Below are 14630 nucleotides of genomic sequence, written 5' to 3'. Positions count from 1 at the left end.
GGTGGTGGAGCTCATGCCGCTCCCGTCAGCCGGGCGAAGCCCTCGGCGATCCGGGTGAGTTCGGCGGCGATGTGCGGCAGGCGGGTGGGGTCGTCGGCGCCCAGCGCCTCGTGCTGCTGGCGCTCGTCGCCGTAGAGCAGGCTGGTGGCGGCCTTGAAGCGCAGCGCCTCGGGGTCGTCGCCGAGGAGGTGTCCGGCGAGGACGACGATGCCCGAGTCGTCCAGGAGGCGGGCGGCGAGCGAGGCCGCGTCGGTGATGCCGCGGGCGGCCAGCCGGTCGCGCAGCGGCGCGAAGTCCGGGTAGACGTAGAAGCCGCCGGTGGGCGGGCGGCAGACGGCGCCCGCCTCGATGGCGGTGCGGTGCACGGCCCGGGCCACCGCGCCGTGCAGGTGGGCGCTCGCCCGGATCCGCGCGGTGATCTCCGGCGGTTCGGCGTAGGCGTACTCGGCGACCTGTTGCATCGGCCCGGCGAGGGTGGACCAGATCTCGCTGGCCGCGGCGACGGTGGCGTCCCGGAGCAGGGCGCCGGTGTCGCCGGCGGGGAAGCGGGCCACGCCGATCCGCCAGCCGCCGAGGCCGAGGGTCTTGGACAGTCCGCTGGTGACGACGGTGCGTTCCGGGGCGGCTTCGGCGGGGCTGAGGTAGGGGGTGGTGGCGGGGTCGTGGACGAGGTCGCGGTAGATCTCGTCGGAGAGGATCAGCAGGTCCTCGGCGCGGGCCAGCGCGCACAGGTCGCGGATCAGCGCGGGCGGGGCCACGGTTCCTGTGGGGTTGTCGGGGAGGGTGAGGACCAGCAGCCGGGGGTCGGCGCCGGCCGCCCGGGCCCGGTGCAGGGTCGCGCGCAGCGCGTCGGGGGCGGGGACGCCGCCGCACTCGGCGGGGACGGGCACGCCGAAGACCTTCTTGCCGGCGTAGCGGGCCTGCGGGGCGTAGCTGTTCCAGGCGGGCCGGGGCAGCAACAGGTCGCCGGGGACGACGAGTTGGAGCGCCATCAGCAGCGGTTTGCTGCCGGGGGCGACCATCACCCGGTCGGGTTCGGTGGGCAGCCGGCGGCGGGTGAAGTAGCCGGCCACGGCGCGCCGTACGCTCTCGGCTCCGGCCACCGGCCCGTACGCGGCGCGGGTCGCGCCGGCCGCCAGCTGGGCGGCGAGCTGCGGCAGGACCGGCAGCCGGGCCTCGCCGAACGCCAGGTGGACCAGCGAGGCCCCTTCGGCGCGGCGCCGGTCGACGAGCTGGTTGAGCGCCAGGTTCGGGGAGGGCGGGGCGACGGTGACGGCGGTCATGCGGGGTTCCTCTCCGCGCGGCCGGTGCGGCGGGCCGCGCCGGATCCGGCCGGGGCGGGTCCGGTCGGGGCGGGTCCGGTCGGTGCGCCGCCGCGCAGGGCGGCGGCGAGGTCGGCCGGGGTGGCGGGGTCGGGTGCGAGGTCGTCGAGCCAGGCGGCGTCGGCGGACCAGCGGGCCCGGAACGGCCGGCCGACCAGGTCGGGGTTGCGGGCCTGGAGCATCCGCAGCCGGAAGTACGCCCCGTCGGGGGTCTCCTCGACGCCGTCCACGACGACCTTGCCGGGGGTGGCGGACATCACCGGGCCGCGCACGGTGCGGGCGAGGCCCGGCAGGGTGCGGTAGGCGTCGGTGAAGATCTCGACGGCCCTGGCCAGCGGCACCTTGAAGTAGTCGTGGGGGCCGGTGTCCCGCTCGACGAACAGGTAGTAGGGCACCGCGCCGGCCGCGAGTTCGGCCCGCCACAGCTCGCTCCAGACCCGGGCGTCGTCGTTGACATGGGCGATCAGCGGCGCCTGGCAGTAGACCACCGCGCCGGTCGCGCGGATGCGGGCCAGCGCCTGCCGGGCGAGGCCGGTCGACAGCTCCCGCGGGTGGCTGAAGTGCGCCATCACCGCGAGCTGCCGCCCGGAGGCGATCACCCGCTCGAACAGCCGCAGGACGTCGTCGGCGTCCGGGTCGGTGACGAAGCGCTGCGGCCAGTAGGCGACGGACTTGGTGCCGATCCGGATCGTACGGACCGTGTCGACACCGAGCAGCGGCTCCAGGTGGCCGCGCAGCCGCTCGGTGGACATCACCATCGGGTCGCCGCCGGTGACCAGCACGTCCTGGACCTCGGGGTGGTCGGCGAGGTAGCGGATCAGTCCGCCCGGGTCGGGGGCGGCGAACCTGAGGTCGGCGTCGCCGATGAACTGCGCCCAGCGGAAGCAGTAGGTGCAGTAGGCGTGGCAGGTCTGGCCCTGGCCGGGGAAGTAGAGCACCGTCTCGCGGTATTTGTGCTGCAGGCCGGGGAGCTGGACGCCGTCCTGGGTGGGGACGTTGAGCTGCTGCTGTCCGGAGGGGTGGGGGTTGAGCCGCCGGCGGATCTCCTGGACGGCCTCGCGCAGCAGCGGGGTGTCGGCGGGGTCGGCGGAGAGCTTGGCCAGCCGGTCCTCGTCGACGGGGGCGAGCATGCCGCGCTGCGGGAAGGTGAGTTGGAACATCGGGTCGTCGGGGACCCGGTCCCAGTCGATGAGTTCGGTGAGCACGTATTCGTTGACCCGGAACGGCAGCACCAGCGACACCCGGCGCACGGTGTCGCGGAGGTCGTCGGACAAGCCGTGGCGGCGGGCGATCTCGTCGATGTGGCGGGGGCCGAACGCCCGGAAGCGGGCGGTTTCCGGCAGGCCGGCCGGCATCAGCGCGCACCTCCGGTCCGGTGCGGTTTGCGGTAGAGGTCGTCGCCGAGGACCAGGAAGTCCAGGTCCATGGCGCGGAAGGCGCGCAGCGCGTCGGCGGCGGTGTTGACGATGGGTTCGCCCTTGTCGTTGAAGGAGGTGTTGAGCAGGACCGGGGGCGCGCCGTGCCGTTCCAGGGCGTCCAGGGCGGCGCCGACCGCGGGCGCCTCGTCACCGTGCAGGACCTGCGGCCGGGTGGTGCCGTCGACGTGGACGACGCCGGGCGCGACCCGCCGGCCGAGCTCGGTGGCCTTCGCGGCGCCGAGCATGTAGAGGCTCAAGTACTCCTGCTGGTCCCAGAGTTGGGCGCCGTAGCCGGGCCGGGTGACACCGGCGAAGGGCCGCCACTGCTCCCGGTTCTTGAGGGTGTTGACCCGCGTGTTGACGTCCGCGGTGTCCGGCACGGCGATGATCGAGCGCCGGCACAGCGCCCGCGGCCCCACCTCGGCCCGCCCCTGGGCGACCGCCCCCACCTGCCCGTCCAGCAGCAACCCGGTCAGCTCGTCGATGTCCAGATCCGCCCGCACCAGCCCCGAGAGGTCCAGCCCCTCGGCCCCGGCCCCGCGCCGGCCCCGCCCCGGAACACCGCCCCCCGAAGCGCCCGCCCCGGGACCCCGCGCCCCCGGAATACCCTCCCCCGCCCCGCCGTTGAGGCGATCAGGGGCCCACACATCCACCCCCAGATAGGGACGGAGCGCCCCCGCCCTCCTCCTGGGCGGCCGCACCGTCCAGGCCGCTCCGAGGGCGACCCCCGCGTCGTGCGGTACGGGCGGTACGTACAGCGGGCCGGGCAGGGTGCCGTTGGTGCTGCAGTTGAGGGCGACGCCGCCGCTGAGGCACAGCTCCTCGACGCCGGCCGCCTTGCGGGTCAGCGCGGCGAGATGGGTCACGGTCTGTTCGATGAGGCGCTGGGCGGTGTACGCGACGAGGACGGCGTTCGGGTCGTCGGTGAGCCGCTCCTCGGGTACGCGGGGCCCGTCCGCCCCCGCGATCTTGGTGTAGCGCTCCCGCCAGCGGCCGACGGTGTCGTCGTACTGCGCCTTGATCTCGTCGGCGGTGGCCCTCCCCCGGCCCTCCGCCAGCGGTTCGACGGCCAGGCCGAAGTCGTCGGCGGTGAGGTCCACCAGCGGCTCGACGTCGAGGTGGGCGGCGCGCCCGTAGGCGGCCAGGCCCATGGTCTTGCCGGCGTTGAGGAAGGAGAAGCCGAGCCAGGTGGAGGCGGCGTCGTAGGCGTAGCCGAGCGAGGCGGTGCGCTGCCAGCTGCGTTCCAGGCGGGGTTCGGCGCCGTCCTCGTAGGTCCAGATGGTGGAGGACTCGTTCTCGCCGTGACCGTCGACGACCAGCACCCCGGCCTTGGGGAACGGCGAGGCGTAGAAGGCGGAGGCGGCGTGCGCCCGGTGGTGGGGGACGCGGACGACTTCGGGCGTGCGGGCGCCGAAGTCCGGTCCGACGGCGTAGGCGAGGAATTCGGCGTCGTTCGCGAAGCGCCGCGGGTAGAGCTGTTCGCTGTCCCAGCCGAGGGCGACCACGTCGATGTCGGCGGCGGTGATGCCGGCCTGTGCCAGGCAGAAGCGGGCGGCGCCGAACGGCTTGCGGTAGAGGGAGTGGCGGTGGCGGTTGACGCGCTCCTCTTCGGTGAAGGCGATGACCTCGCCGTCGCCGTTGACGAGGCAGGCGGCGCTGTCGTGCCAGCCGGTGGGCGGTGCGTTGACACCGAGGATCCAGGTCATGGGCGGTTGTCCTTGGTCGGGAGGGACGGTCGGTGAAGCGGGGTGAGGGAGTGGCGTACGGCGTGCCGGGCGGTGGTCAGCGCGGCGGCGCACTCCTCGGGGGTGTCGCCGACGGCGATGAGGGCGGCGAGGCGGGGCACGATGCCGCGGGGTGGCAGCCGCAGCGTGGTGCCGGGCGCGGCGAGCGGCACGGCCCGGACGATGCCGGGCACGGCCTGGGCGGTGGTGAGGTCGAGGGAGCGGACGGTGCCGTCGTGCTCGGGGTAGACGAAGCTCACCTCGGCGCAGCGGTCGTGGTGCGGGGTGAGATCCGGGGCCCGGCCGAGTGCGAGATCGGCGGCGGCCGCGACCGGGTCGACTCCGGTGGCGAGGGTGACGAGGAGCGGGATGAAGTCGCCGCCGAGCCGGCCGTTGACCTCGACGACGCGGGGTCCGGTGGGGGTGAGGCGGAGTTCGGTGTGGGTGAGGCCGGTGCGGACGCCGAGGGCGGTGTGCGCGTCGGCGACGACGGAGCGCACCTCGTCGGCCCACGGCTCGTGCCGCCAGGGCGCGACGAGGTGCCCGGTCTCCTCGAAGTACGGGGCGAAGCCGAGGTGTTTGCGGGCCACGCCCACGATCCGGGCGGTGCCTTCGGCGACCGCGCAGTCCACGCTGATCTCGGGTCCGGTCAGGTATTCCTCGACGATCGCGCCGGCGGTCGCGGGGATGCCGGGGAAGGCGGCGGTGCGTGCCTGGTCGAAGGCGTACCGGACCTGTTCGGGGTTGCCGGCGAGGGTGACGCCGATGCTGCCGGCCAGGGCCCGGGGTTTGACGACGACCGGCCGGCCGAGTTCCTCCGCGGCGGCGAGCGCCTCGTCGTGGGTGTGGACCTCGTGGAAGCGTGCGGAGGGCACTCCGGCTGCGGCGAGCAGCCGGCGGGTGGCGAGTTTGTCGCGGCAGCGGCGGGCGGCCGCGGGGCTCATGTGCACCAGGCCCAGCCGGCGGGCGGCCTCGGCGGTGGTCTCCAGCAGGGTCTCGTCCCAGGTGAGGACGGCGCCGGGGCCGGGGTGGCCGGCCAGCAGTGCGGCGATCGCGCGGGTGGTGTCGGTGGCGTCGGAGGTGTCCGCGGTACGGAACCGGTCGGCGATGTGCCGGCGTTGCCAGTCCGGTTCGGTGCGCTGGACGAGGGCGGTGGTCACCCGGCCGGCGACGGCGTCCAGGGCGTAGGCGCGGTAGGGCGGGTTGCCGCAGCCGACGAGGACGAGCCGGGCGGGTGCCGCGGGATCGACGGGGGTGCAGTCGAGCCGGGCGGTGTGCAGGGTGCGGTGGAGGGCGGCGGTCACCTCCGCGCTGCTGCGGCCGCGGAAGCGGAACCGCGCCCCGGCGTGTTCGTAGCCGCCACCCCGCATCAACGCGCCCCATTCCGGGAGGACTTGGGCATACGGTCCGTCGTCGCCAGGGTATCCGGTGGCGTGGTCCACGCGGCAGGGGGCCGGGACGGAGGGCGGGAGGAGCAGCCAGCCGGCCACCTCGGCCGGTGCGGGGTGCGCGGTGGCGGTCGGGTCGGGGGTGCCGGTCTGGTGGGCGAAGGCCGCGGCCATCAGGTCGATGCCGTGCACCTCGCGCCAGACGAAGGGCACTTCGGCGCCGCCGGGGCGGGCGCCGATCTCCAGGACGGTCAGTTCGCCGTGCTCGCTCTCGAAGAGTTCGAGGTGGAAGACGGACCGGCCGGTGAACAGGGCTCCGGTGGCGGCGGCGGTGATCTCGCCGATGCGGGCGAGGAGTGCGGGGTCGTCGATCTCGACCGAGCCGAGGGCAGCGCCGGTGGTGAATTCCAGGCAGGTGTGGAGGTAGCGGGAGGCCCGCCAGGGGCCGAGGCCGGCGCCGGTGTGCACGCCGTCGACGTGCAGGACCCCGTCGGGGCGCCACTGCTGGACGAGCATGCCGGTCTCCGCCGGGAAGGCGTAGCGCCCGAGGTCGTCCGGGGAGTCGAGGCGGGTGATGCCGGCGCTGGCGGTGCCGCGCCGCGGTTTGAGCAGGACCGGCCAGCCGTGCCGGGCGGCGAAGGCGGCCACCGCGTCGGGGCCGGTGGCCGCGGCGGTGGGCGGTACGGGGAGGCCGGCGGCTTCGAGCCGCTGGGCCATCAGCAGTTTGTCGCGCAGCGGCAGCAGGTCCTCGGCGCGCTGTCCGGGCAGGCCGAAGGCGTCCCGCAGGTCGGCGGCGAGGTCCAGGTCGGTTTCCTGGAGGGCGACGATCCGGGTGGGCGGGCCGAGCCGCTCGACCAGGGCGTCGAGGGCGGCGCGGACCTCCTTGACGTTCTCGGTGCTGTCCACGAGCCGTACCGCGGCGGCCTGTTCGACGGGGAGGTGGCGGGCGGCCCGTTCGGTGGTGAGGTAGCTGACGCGGTGGACGGCGTGGTCGAGGTAGGCGGCGTAGTCGGCGTAGCGGTCGGTCCAGCGGTGCAGGACCAGGACGTGTTCGGGCACGGGCGGCCTCCTGGGGGCAGGAACGAGCGCGGTGGGGTGGGGCGGGGCGGGCGGCGGGGGCCGGCCGGGGGCGCGGCCGCGCGGCGTCGGCGGGGCGCGGTGCGGTCCGGCGGGTCGGGCGCGGGGCCGGCCGGTGCGGTGGGCGGGATCCGCCGGGCCGCGGCGTCTGCCGGTGCCGGTGTGGGTGGGCGGTGCCGCCTCAGGGCCGCCCGGCGGCGGTGAGCAGGCCGTCGTGCAGGTCCCGGAGCAGTGCGGCGCACTGCTCGCGGCCGAGGTCCGTCGCGGCGAGCCGGATCGAGAGCCCGGTGTCGGTCTCCAGGGCGCGGGCGTAACAGCGCGGCCCGATGGTGGTGAAGGGTTCCTCCCAGGTGAGGGTGGGCGGGCGGGTGTCCTGCGGGTCCTGGGGCGGCAGGGCGTCGAGCGGTGAACCGCCGGGTACGGCCACGTAGTTGAAGGCGCAGGCCGGTTCGGCGGCGTCGGACGTCCGGGCCCGTAGGGCGGCGACCGCGGTGACGTCGTGCATGCCGTGCCGGAAGGCGGTCAGGCCGCTCCAGTGCACCGCGTCCGCGAGGGTGACCAGGTCGTCGGTGCGGGCCTGTTCGACGAGCGCGGGGACCCACTGGTTCATCGAGGTGACCACGGTCTTCCAGCGGCCGGCGAAGCGGTTGGCGCTCATCAGGTGGACGAGCAGGGTGTCGGTGCCGCACCGGCGGGCGACGCTGCGGACGTAGGCCGCGAGGACGACGCTGGCGACGGAGACCCGGGCGCGGGCGGCGACGGTGTGTGCGGCCGGGCGGGCGGCCGCGGAGTGCAGGGTGGCCTGGACGGTGCCGCCCGGCGCGCCGGTGCGGGGCAGGGCGGCCGGCGGGGCGTGCGAGAGCAGGTCGGCCCAGTGGTCGAGGGCGGCGGCCTGCCGTCGTAGTCCGGCGGGGCCGTACTGGTCCGCGGCGAGGTCGGCGGGGCCGGGCGGGGTGGGGCCGAGGCCGTCGGGGTCGGTGAGCGCCTGCCGGAATTCGCGGTGCAGGAGTTCCTGGGCCCAGGCGTCGGCGGTGATGTGGTGTTTGACGAACAGCAGGTGGGTGGGGGTGCCGTCGCGGGTCAGCAGCCGGGCCCGCCAGCCGTGCTGCCGGCCGAGGTCGAAGGGCTCGTGGGCCAGTTCGGCGGCGCGGCGGTCGGGCGCGGTGCCGTCGTCGGGTACGGCCGGCAGGGTGTCGTCGGTGTCGGCGTCGGGCGTCAACTGCCGTGGCGTTTCGGGGTCGTTGAGGTCGTAGCGGGTGCGCAGCGAGGGGTGCCGGGCGGCGAGGGCACGGAGCGCGGTGCGGACCTGTGCGGTGTCGGTGCCGCGGGGCAGCGGCCAGGCGGCGGCGTTGTTCGGCTCGTGCCGCCGGTGGGCCGGCAGGTCGCGGATGTCGTGCCACACCGAGAGCTGGCCGAGCGAGAGCGGTCCGGCCGCGAGCATATGTTCCCCCATTGCTGCACTTCCATCATGCGAAAGGCGAATTCCGTGCACGGCTGACGCTGCCACAAGCCGTTGAAGTCTGTCCAGGTTGACCGGGTGGCGAAGGCTGCCAAACGTGACCCACCTCACACGCCGACCCCGTCATGCACATGAGAGCCTGAGTATCACCTTCCGAAAGTCAACTTCCGTTCTACGGAAGCCTGTAGGGCGCTTCGGCCGTCGGCCGGGCGCTTCCCGGGGCGCCGCCACGCACGCCCGTCCGCAGCCGACGGATCGTCATATCCGGCCCGGCTGCCCCGGATTCACCGTTCCCGTACACCACGAGGGGTCTTCCGCACCGTGAGCACCGTGAGTCAGCCGCCGCCCGCCCCCGCCGGTCCGGCCGGGGAGTTCCTCCACGACTTCCTGCTCGCCGCCGCCCGGCACACCCCCGGCGCCCCCGCCGTCATCGAGTCCGACCGGCCCGGTGCGACCACCGTGACCACCTACGCCGAACTCGCCGCACTGGTGGACGCGTACGCGGACGGCCTCGGCGCGCTGGGCATCGAGACCGGCTCGCGGGTGGTCCTGGAGTCCGACACCACCGCCCGGGCCGTCGCGGCCCTCCTCGCCTGCTCCCGGACCGGCCTCACCTTCGTCCCGGTGAGCCCCGAAACCCCGCGCCGGCGGCTGGAGTCGATCCTCGCCACCGCCCGGCCCGCGCTCCACCTCCAGGCCGCGGACGGCACCCGGACCAACCTCCCGCCGACCCTCGGCACCGCCCGGTTCGGCCCGGAGGGACTGACCGTCGAGCGTGCCCCCGCACCCCACCGGCCCCGCCGCCGGGTGCCCTGCGTCACCGACCCCGCGTACATCGTCTTCACCTCCGGCACCACGGGGCGGCCCAAGGGGGTGGTGATGAGCCATCGCGCGGTGCTCGCCTTCTACCGGGGCATGCTGGCGCACCGGATCGCCACGCCCGAGGACCGCATCGCCGGCACCTCACCGCTGCAGTTCGACTTCTCGCTGCTCACCATCGGCCTGGCGCTGGGCAGCGGCGCCGCCGTCGTCCCGGTCCCGCCGCACCTGGTGCGCTGGCCCCGGCATCTGCTGCGGGTGCTGCGGGAGACCGGCGCCACCCAGGTCAACGGCGTCCCGTCGATCTGGCGGCAGTCGCTGCGGTACGAGCCGGAGCGGCTGGCCGCCCTCGACCGGCTGCGGTCGGTCCTGTTCTGCGGTGAGGAGTTCCCGCTGCCCGAACTGCGCCGGCTCCAGGAACTGCTGCCCGCGGCCCGCATCATCAACTGCTACGGCGCCACCGAGTCGATGGCCTGCTCCTTCGAGGACGTCCCGCGCCCACTGCCGGACGATGTGCAGCGGCTGTCCATCGGCGTCGCCCACCCCGGCGCGGAGATGCTGCTCGTCGACGCGTCGGGGGCGGTCGTCGACCGGCCCGGGGTGCCCGGCGAGATCCATCTGCGCAGTCCCGCGCTGTTCTCCGGGTACTGGGACGACCCGGAGGCCACCCGCGCCGCCCTGGTCCCCGACCCGCTGTGCCCGCAGTCCGGCCAGGTCGTCCTGCGCACCGGCGACCTGGCCGTACGGGGCGAGCGCGGCGAGCACTACTTCTGCGGCCGGACCGACTCCCAGGTGCAGATCAACGGCAACCGCGTCGAACTCGCCGAGGTGGAGCGGCGGTTGACGGAATTCCCCGGTGCCGCCGCCGCGACCGCACTGGCCCTGCCCCTCCCCGGCGGCGGCCTCGAACTCGCCGCTTTCGTGGTCCCCGGCGCCGGCCGGACCCCGCCGGACGCCGGCGCGCTGCGGGAGTTCTGCGCCGAGGCCCTGCCGCCGTACATGGTCCCGCAGCAGATCCAGCTGCTGGACGCGCTGCCCGTCACGGCGAACGGCAAGGTCGACCGCGCGGCCCTGGCGGACGCGGCCGCCCGGGGCGCGGCCCCGGCCGTACCCGGCGGCGGCCCGCAGTGAGCGACCACCCGCAGGAGAGAGCCGTGAGCAGAACCGACGCCCCCGCACCGGCGCCCGGTGCGCCCGCCCCCGGTCGGCTGCGCCGCTACGTCAGGGTGCGGGCGGGCGGACTGCCCGGCGCGTTCTGGGTGCTGTGGGGCGGCTCGCTGGTCAACCGCCTGGGCTCGATGGTCAATCCGTTCCTCAGCCTCTATCTGACCGGCGTCCGCGGCGTCCCGCTCGCCGACACCGGGCTGATCCTCGCGGTCGTCGGCATCGGCTCCGTCATCTCCCAGCCGCTGGGCGGCTTCCTCGCCGACCGGTTCGGCCGCCGGGTGGCGCTGACCGGCGGAATGCTGGCGAACGGCGCGACCCTGCTCACCCTCGGCCACGCCCAGGACCTGACCGTGCTGATCCCCGCGTGCTTCACGCTCGGCGTCACCATCGACCTCTTCCGCCCCGCCGCCCAGGCCCTGGTCGCCGACGCGGTGCCCGCCGCCGACCGCACCCGCGCCTTCGGCCTGCTGCTCTGGGCGGTCAACCTCGGCTTCTCCCTCGCCATGGTGCTGGGCGGCCATCTGGCCTCCCACGGCTACCGGTTGATCTTCTGGATCGACGCGGGCGCCTGTACGTTCTTCGGGGTGCTGGTGTGGCTGGCGGTCCCGGAGACCCGCCCGGCCGCCCGGGACCGCACCGCCGGCAGCTACCGCACCGTCCTCGCCGACCGCACCATGCTCGCCTTCGCCGGGATCATCGTGGTCTACGCGGTCGTCTTCCAGCAGGCGTTCGCCACCCTGCCGCTGGCGATGCGCGGCACCGGCCTGTCCAGCGGCGCGTACGGCCTGGTGATGGGCGTCAACGGCGCCGTCGTGATCGCCCTGCAGCCGCTGATCGGCCACCGGCTGGCCGCCCACGACAAGAGCCGGGTGCTGGCCGCCGGGTTCGCCCTGGCGGCAGGCGGCAACGCGGTGGCCGCCACCGCCTCCGCCACCGCCGGATACGCGCTGGCCGTCGCGGTCTCCACGGTCGGCGAGACCCTGGTCTTCGCGGTCACCGCGGCGGTCGTCGCCGATCTGGCGCCGGCCCCGCTGCGCGGCCGCTACAACGGCGTGATCGGCATGGCCTGGGGCACCGGCTTCCTGATCGCCCCCGTCGCCGGCACCCGGCTGCTCACCCTCGGCTCCCCCGTCCTCTGGCTGGCCTGCGCCGCGCTGTGCCTGCTCGCCGCGGCCGGCCAGCTGTCCCTGGCACCGGCGCTGCGCCGCCGCGCCACCGGCTGACCGTCGCACCGCGCACCGGAAGGAACCGCACCGTGAAGAAAGTCCTGCTGATCGAGCCCGACGTCGCCGCGGGCGAGGACCTGCTGACCGCGGCCGCCGGCCTGGGCCTCGCGGTCTACGCCGCCACCCACGAGGACGTGTACGCGCGCTACCGCCCCGAACTGAAGGCGCGGATCGCCGCGCCGGTCTTCACCGACTTCGCCGACCCCGCGGCCGCCCGCGCCCAACTGGCCGCGTTCTGCCGCGCCCACGGCGTGGCCGCCGTCGTCCCCTGCTGGGAGTTCCTCACCCCGCTCGCCACCCGGCTCGCCGCGGACCTGGGCCTGCCCGGCCACCGGCCCGAACTCGCCGACGCCGGGCGGAACAAGCACCTGATGGCCGAGGCGTTCGCGGCCGGCGGCGTACCCGCCCCGCGCACGGTGGCGGCGCCGGACGCCGCGGCCCTGGCCCGCCGGATCGCGGACGCCGGGCTGACCTTCCCGCTCGTCGTCAAACCGGCCGGGAACGCCGCCTCGATCGGGGTGTCCGTCGTCCGGTCGGCCGCCGGCCTCCCGGCCGCCGTCCGCCTCGCCCGCTCCGAGACGCACAAGCCCTCGCACGGCATCGCCCTGGACCGCACGCTGCTGGCACAGGAGTACGTGCCCGGTGAGGAGTTCAGCGTCGAGACGATCCTGGCCGGCGGCGCGCTCCACCACCTCGCGGTCACCGAGAAGTTCACCACCGACGGCACCCGCCGCGCCGAACTGGGCCACACGGTGCCCGCCGAACTCCCCCACGACGTCCGGGCGGCCGTCCTCACGGCGGCCACCGCGGCGTGCACGGCCCTGGGCCTGCGCCACGGCGTCGCGCACACCGAGGTGAAGATCGACCCGCGGGGCCGCCCGTACGTCCTCGAAGTGGGCGCCCGGCCCCCGGGCGACCACATCATGAAACTGGTCGAGGAGGCGCTCGGCATCGACATGGCCCGCGCCTGCCTCCAGGCCGCGCTGGGCGAACGCCCCGACGTGACGCCGCGCCGGGCGGCGGCCGCCGCGATCCGCTTCCTCACCGCGCCCGAAGCCGGCACCCTGCGTTGGATCAGCGCCCTCCCCCGCGGCGGGCACATCGTCGCCACCGCCCTGTCGAAGCTGCCCGGCGACGAGGTCGGCGGCCCGCACGACAACCTCGGCCGGATCGGCCGGATCATGCTCCGGGCCGACACCGCCACCGAGGTCAACAAGGCGGCGGCCGTCGCGCTGGAGTCCGTCACGGTGGAGCTGGCGACCCGCTGGTGAGCGACCGAAGACCTACCGAATCCGTCGCATAAAAAGATCTGGACAACGAATTCCGCTGACCTGTAGATAAGAGGCCATGGAATCAGAAGCCGATAGCCCCATGACGGCCCCACCCGCCCGCGGCCTGTCACAGACCGCGCGCACCCGCCACCGCCGGCTGCGCGAGCAGGGCCGCACCGACCGCGCGGCACTCGACGCCGTCCTGGCGGAGGGCTTCCTCTGCCACCTCGGCGTGCTGGTGGACGGCACACCGCTGGTCGTCCCCACGGTCTACGGCACGGACGGCAGCACGCTCTACGTCCACGGCTCGGTCGCCAGCCGCAGCCTGATCGCCTCCCCCGCAGCCGAGGTCTGCGTCACCGTCACCCATGTCGACGGCCTGGTGCTGGCCCGTTCCGTCTTCGAACACGGCGTCAACTACCGCAGCGCGATGGTCTTCGGCACCCCGCGCCCGGTCGCCGACCCCGAGGAGAAGCTGGCCGGGCTGCGCTGCCTGACCGAGCAGGCCGCGCCGGGCCAGTGGGACTACGCCCGCCGCCCGAACCGCAAGGAGCTCGCCGCGACCGAGCTGCTGGCGCTCTCCCTCGACGAGGCGTCGGTGAAGGTCCGTACCGGACCGCCGGACGACGGTGACGGGCCCGACGCCGTGCTCGGCCTGTGGGCGGGGGTGCTGCCGCTGCACACCACCTGGGGCCCGCCGGAGGCCGACCCGCTGCTGCCCGCCGGCCTCACCCCGCCCGCGCACCTCACCGCACGGGCCACCGGGGCGCCACGGAACGGGTGACGGGTCCTCTAACGTGGAGGGATGGACGAGACGGGACCCGCCGGGCCGCCGCCGGACACCGGCGAGGTGAACTTCCCCGCCCAACAGGCGGCGCGGTGCCACGGACTTGCCGAACTGGACGGCCAGATCGCCCGCTGCCGGGCCTGCCCCCGACTGGTGGCCTGGCGCGAGCAGGTCGCCGCGCACCCCCGCGCGGCGTTCCGGGACTGGGAGTACTGGGGGCGGCCGGTCCCCGGCTTCGGGCCCGAGGACGCCGCACTGGCGGTCGTCGGCCTGGCACCGGCCGCGCACGGCGGCAACCGCACCGGCCGGATGTTCACCGGGGACGCCTCGGGGGACTTCCTGTTCGCCGCGCTCCACGCGGTGGGCCTCGCCTCCCGGCCCACCGCGACGCACCGCGACGACGGCCTGGAGCTGTACGGGGTGCGGGTGACCGCGCCGGTGCACTGCGCACCGCCGGAGAACAAGCCGACCCCGGCCGAGCGGGGGACCTGCCGGCCCTGGCTGGCCGCCGAACTGGAGCTGCTCGCCCCGACGTTGCGGGCGGTCCTGGCGCTCGGGGCCTTCGGCTGGCAGGCACTGCTGCCCGTGCTCGGCGAGGCGGGCTGGCCGATCCCCCGCCCGCGCCCGGTGTTCGGCCACGGCGCCGAGCTGACCCTGCCCGCCACCGGCCGGCGCCCCGCACTCCAGGTCCTGGGGAGCTACCACCCCAGCCAGCGCAACACCTTCACCGGCAAGCTCACCTTCGACATGCTCGTCGACCTGCTCACCCGCGCCGCCGACCTGGCCGGACTGCCCCGCTCCGCACCCCCGCGGCCCTGACGCCGCCCAACTGCCCGCGGCCGTACGGGAGATGACGTCCCGTACGGCCGCGATGCTTCGAGGTGGCCCGGCGGTGAAGCCGTGCCGCGGCTACTGCGCGACCGGGCGGCGGCCAGATCCGAAGAGCGTCGGGTAGGGAAACAGAGTTTACGA

10 protein-coding genes are annotated in these 14630 nt (G+C 75.2%); 5 read left to right on the top strand and 5 right to left on the bottom strand.

The genetic code is table 11. The features are described from left to right. Nucleotides 1-11: 11 nt before the first annotated feature. The 5 genes from AB0E02_RS36380 to AB0E02_RS36360 form a co-directional block, all read right to left on the bottom strand. Nucleotides 12-1283 carry a pyridoxal phosphate-dependent aminotransferase gene (locus AB0E02_RS36380; protein ID WP_362148082.1) on the bottom strand — a complete coding sequence of 424 codons (1272 nt, stop codon included), beginning with the start codon at nucleotides 1281-1283 and terminating at the stop codon, nucleotides 12-14. Beyond that, complete coding sequence (locus AB0E02_RS36375; protein WP_362148079.1) at nucleotides 1280-2677, bottom strand: lysine 2,3-aminomutase; 1398 nt, start codon at nucleotides 2675-2677, stop codon at nucleotides 1280-1282. The genes AB0E02_RS36380 and AB0E02_RS36375 overlap by 4 nt, the downstream gene beginning before the upstream one ends. Beyond that, nucleotides 2677-4446, bottom strand: coding sequence for a carbamoyltransferase C-terminal domain-containing protein (locus AB0E02_RS36370; RefSeq protein ID WP_362148076.1), 1770 nt, complete (start codon nucleotides 4444-4446; stop codon nucleotides 2677-2679). Before AB0E02_RS36370 ends, AB0E02_RS36375 begins: the two co-directional genes overlap by 1 nt. Then, complete coding sequence (locus AB0E02_RS36365) at nucleotides 4443-6911, bottom strand: ATP-grasp domain-containing protein (RefSeq protein WP_362148073.1); 2469 nt, start codon at nucleotides 6909-6911, stop codon at nucleotides 4443-4445. The genes AB0E02_RS36370 and AB0E02_RS36365 overlap by 4 nt, the downstream gene beginning before the upstream one ends. 199 nt (nucleotides 6912-7110) lie before the next feature. Further along, the gene (locus tag AB0E02_RS36360; RefSeq protein WP_362148070.1) at nucleotides 7111-8382 is read right to left on the bottom strand and encodes a condensation domain-containing protein; all 1272 of its coding nucleotides are present in this window, start codon (nucleotides 8380-8382) and stop codon (nucleotides 7111-7113) included. Nucleotides 8383-8718: 336 nt separating this feature from the next. Between AB0E02_RS36360 and AB0E02_RS36355 the strand changes: the two genes are divergently transcribed. The 5 genes from AB0E02_RS36355 to AB0E02_RS36335 all read left to right on the top strand — a co-directional run bounded on the left by AB0E02_RS36355 (nucleotide 8719) and on the right by AB0E02_RS36335 (nucleotide 14477). Further along, a complete protein-coding gene (locus tag AB0E02_RS36355) occupies nucleotides 8719-10338 on the top strand; it encodes an AMP-binding protein (protein ID WP_362148120.1) in 1620 nt (539 codons plus the stop codon). A 23-nt stretch (nucleotides 10339-10361) separates the two neighbouring features. Beyond that, entirely contained in the window at nucleotides 10362-11597 is a 1236-nt protein-coding gene (locus tag AB0E02_RS36350; RefSeq protein WP_362148067.1) for an MFS transporter, read from the top strand. A gap of 32 nt (nucleotides 11598-11629) precedes the next feature. Continuing rightward, nucleotides 11630-12871, top strand: coding sequence for an ATP-grasp domain-containing protein (locus tag AB0E02_RS36345; protein ID WP_362148064.1), 1242 nt, complete (start codon nucleotides 11630-11632; stop codon nucleotides 12869-12871). Nucleotides 12872-12971: 100 nt separating this feature from the next. Beyond that, a complete protein-coding gene (locus AB0E02_RS36340; RefSeq protein ID WP_362148061.1) occupies nucleotides 12972-13655 on the top strand; it encodes a pyridoxamine 5'-phosphate oxidase family protein in 684 nt (227 codons plus the stop codon). Nucleotides 13656-13676: 21 nt separating this feature from the next. Next, nucleotides 13677-14477: a uracil-DNA glycosylase gene (locus AB0E02_RS36335; protein ID WP_362148059.1), complete on the top strand. Its 801-nt coding sequence runs from the start codon at nucleotides 13677-13679 to the stop codon at nucleotides 14475-14477. Nucleotides 14478-14630: the final 153 nt, after the last annotated feature.

Origin of the sequence: Streptomyces sp. NPDC048196, assembly GCF_040652715.1 — a bacterium.
Taxonomy (GTDB): Bacteria; Actinomycetota; Actinomycetes; order Streptomycetales; family Streptomycetaceae; genus Streptomyces; species Streptomyces siderophoricus.
Note: the sequence above shows the minus strand (reverse complement) of the source record. Positions and strands in the feature narration are given on the sequence as shown.

What these genes read in the sequence shown, in the direction of transcription:
- AB0E02_RS36380 (WP_362148082.1), bottom strand. Translation starts at nt 1,283, where the DNA reads ATGACCGCCGTCACCGTCGCCCCGCCCTCCCCGAACCTGGCGCTCAAC.
- AB0E02_RS36360 (WP_362148070.1), bottom strand. Translation starts at nt 8,382, where the DNA reads ATGGGGGAACATATGCTCGCGGCCGGACCGCTCTCGCTCGGCCAGCTC.
- AB0E02_RS36370 (WP_362148076.1), bottom strand. Translation starts at nt 4,446, where the DNA reads ATGACCTGGATCCTCGGTGTCAACGCACCGCCCACCGGCTGGCACGAC.
- AB0E02_RS36375 (WP_362148079.1), bottom strand. Translation starts at nt 2,677, where the DNA reads ATGCCGGCCGGCCTGCCGGAAACCGCCCGCTTCCGGGCGTTCGGCCCC.
- AB0E02_RS36335 (WP_362148059.1), top strand. Translation starts at nt 13,677, where the DNA reads ATGGACGAGACGGGACCCGCCGGGCCGCCGCCGGACACCGGCGAGGTG.
- AB0E02_RS36340 (WP_362148061.1), top strand. Translation starts at nt 12,972, where the DNA reads ATGACGGCCCCACCCGCCCGCGGCCTGTCACAGACCGCGCGCACCCGC.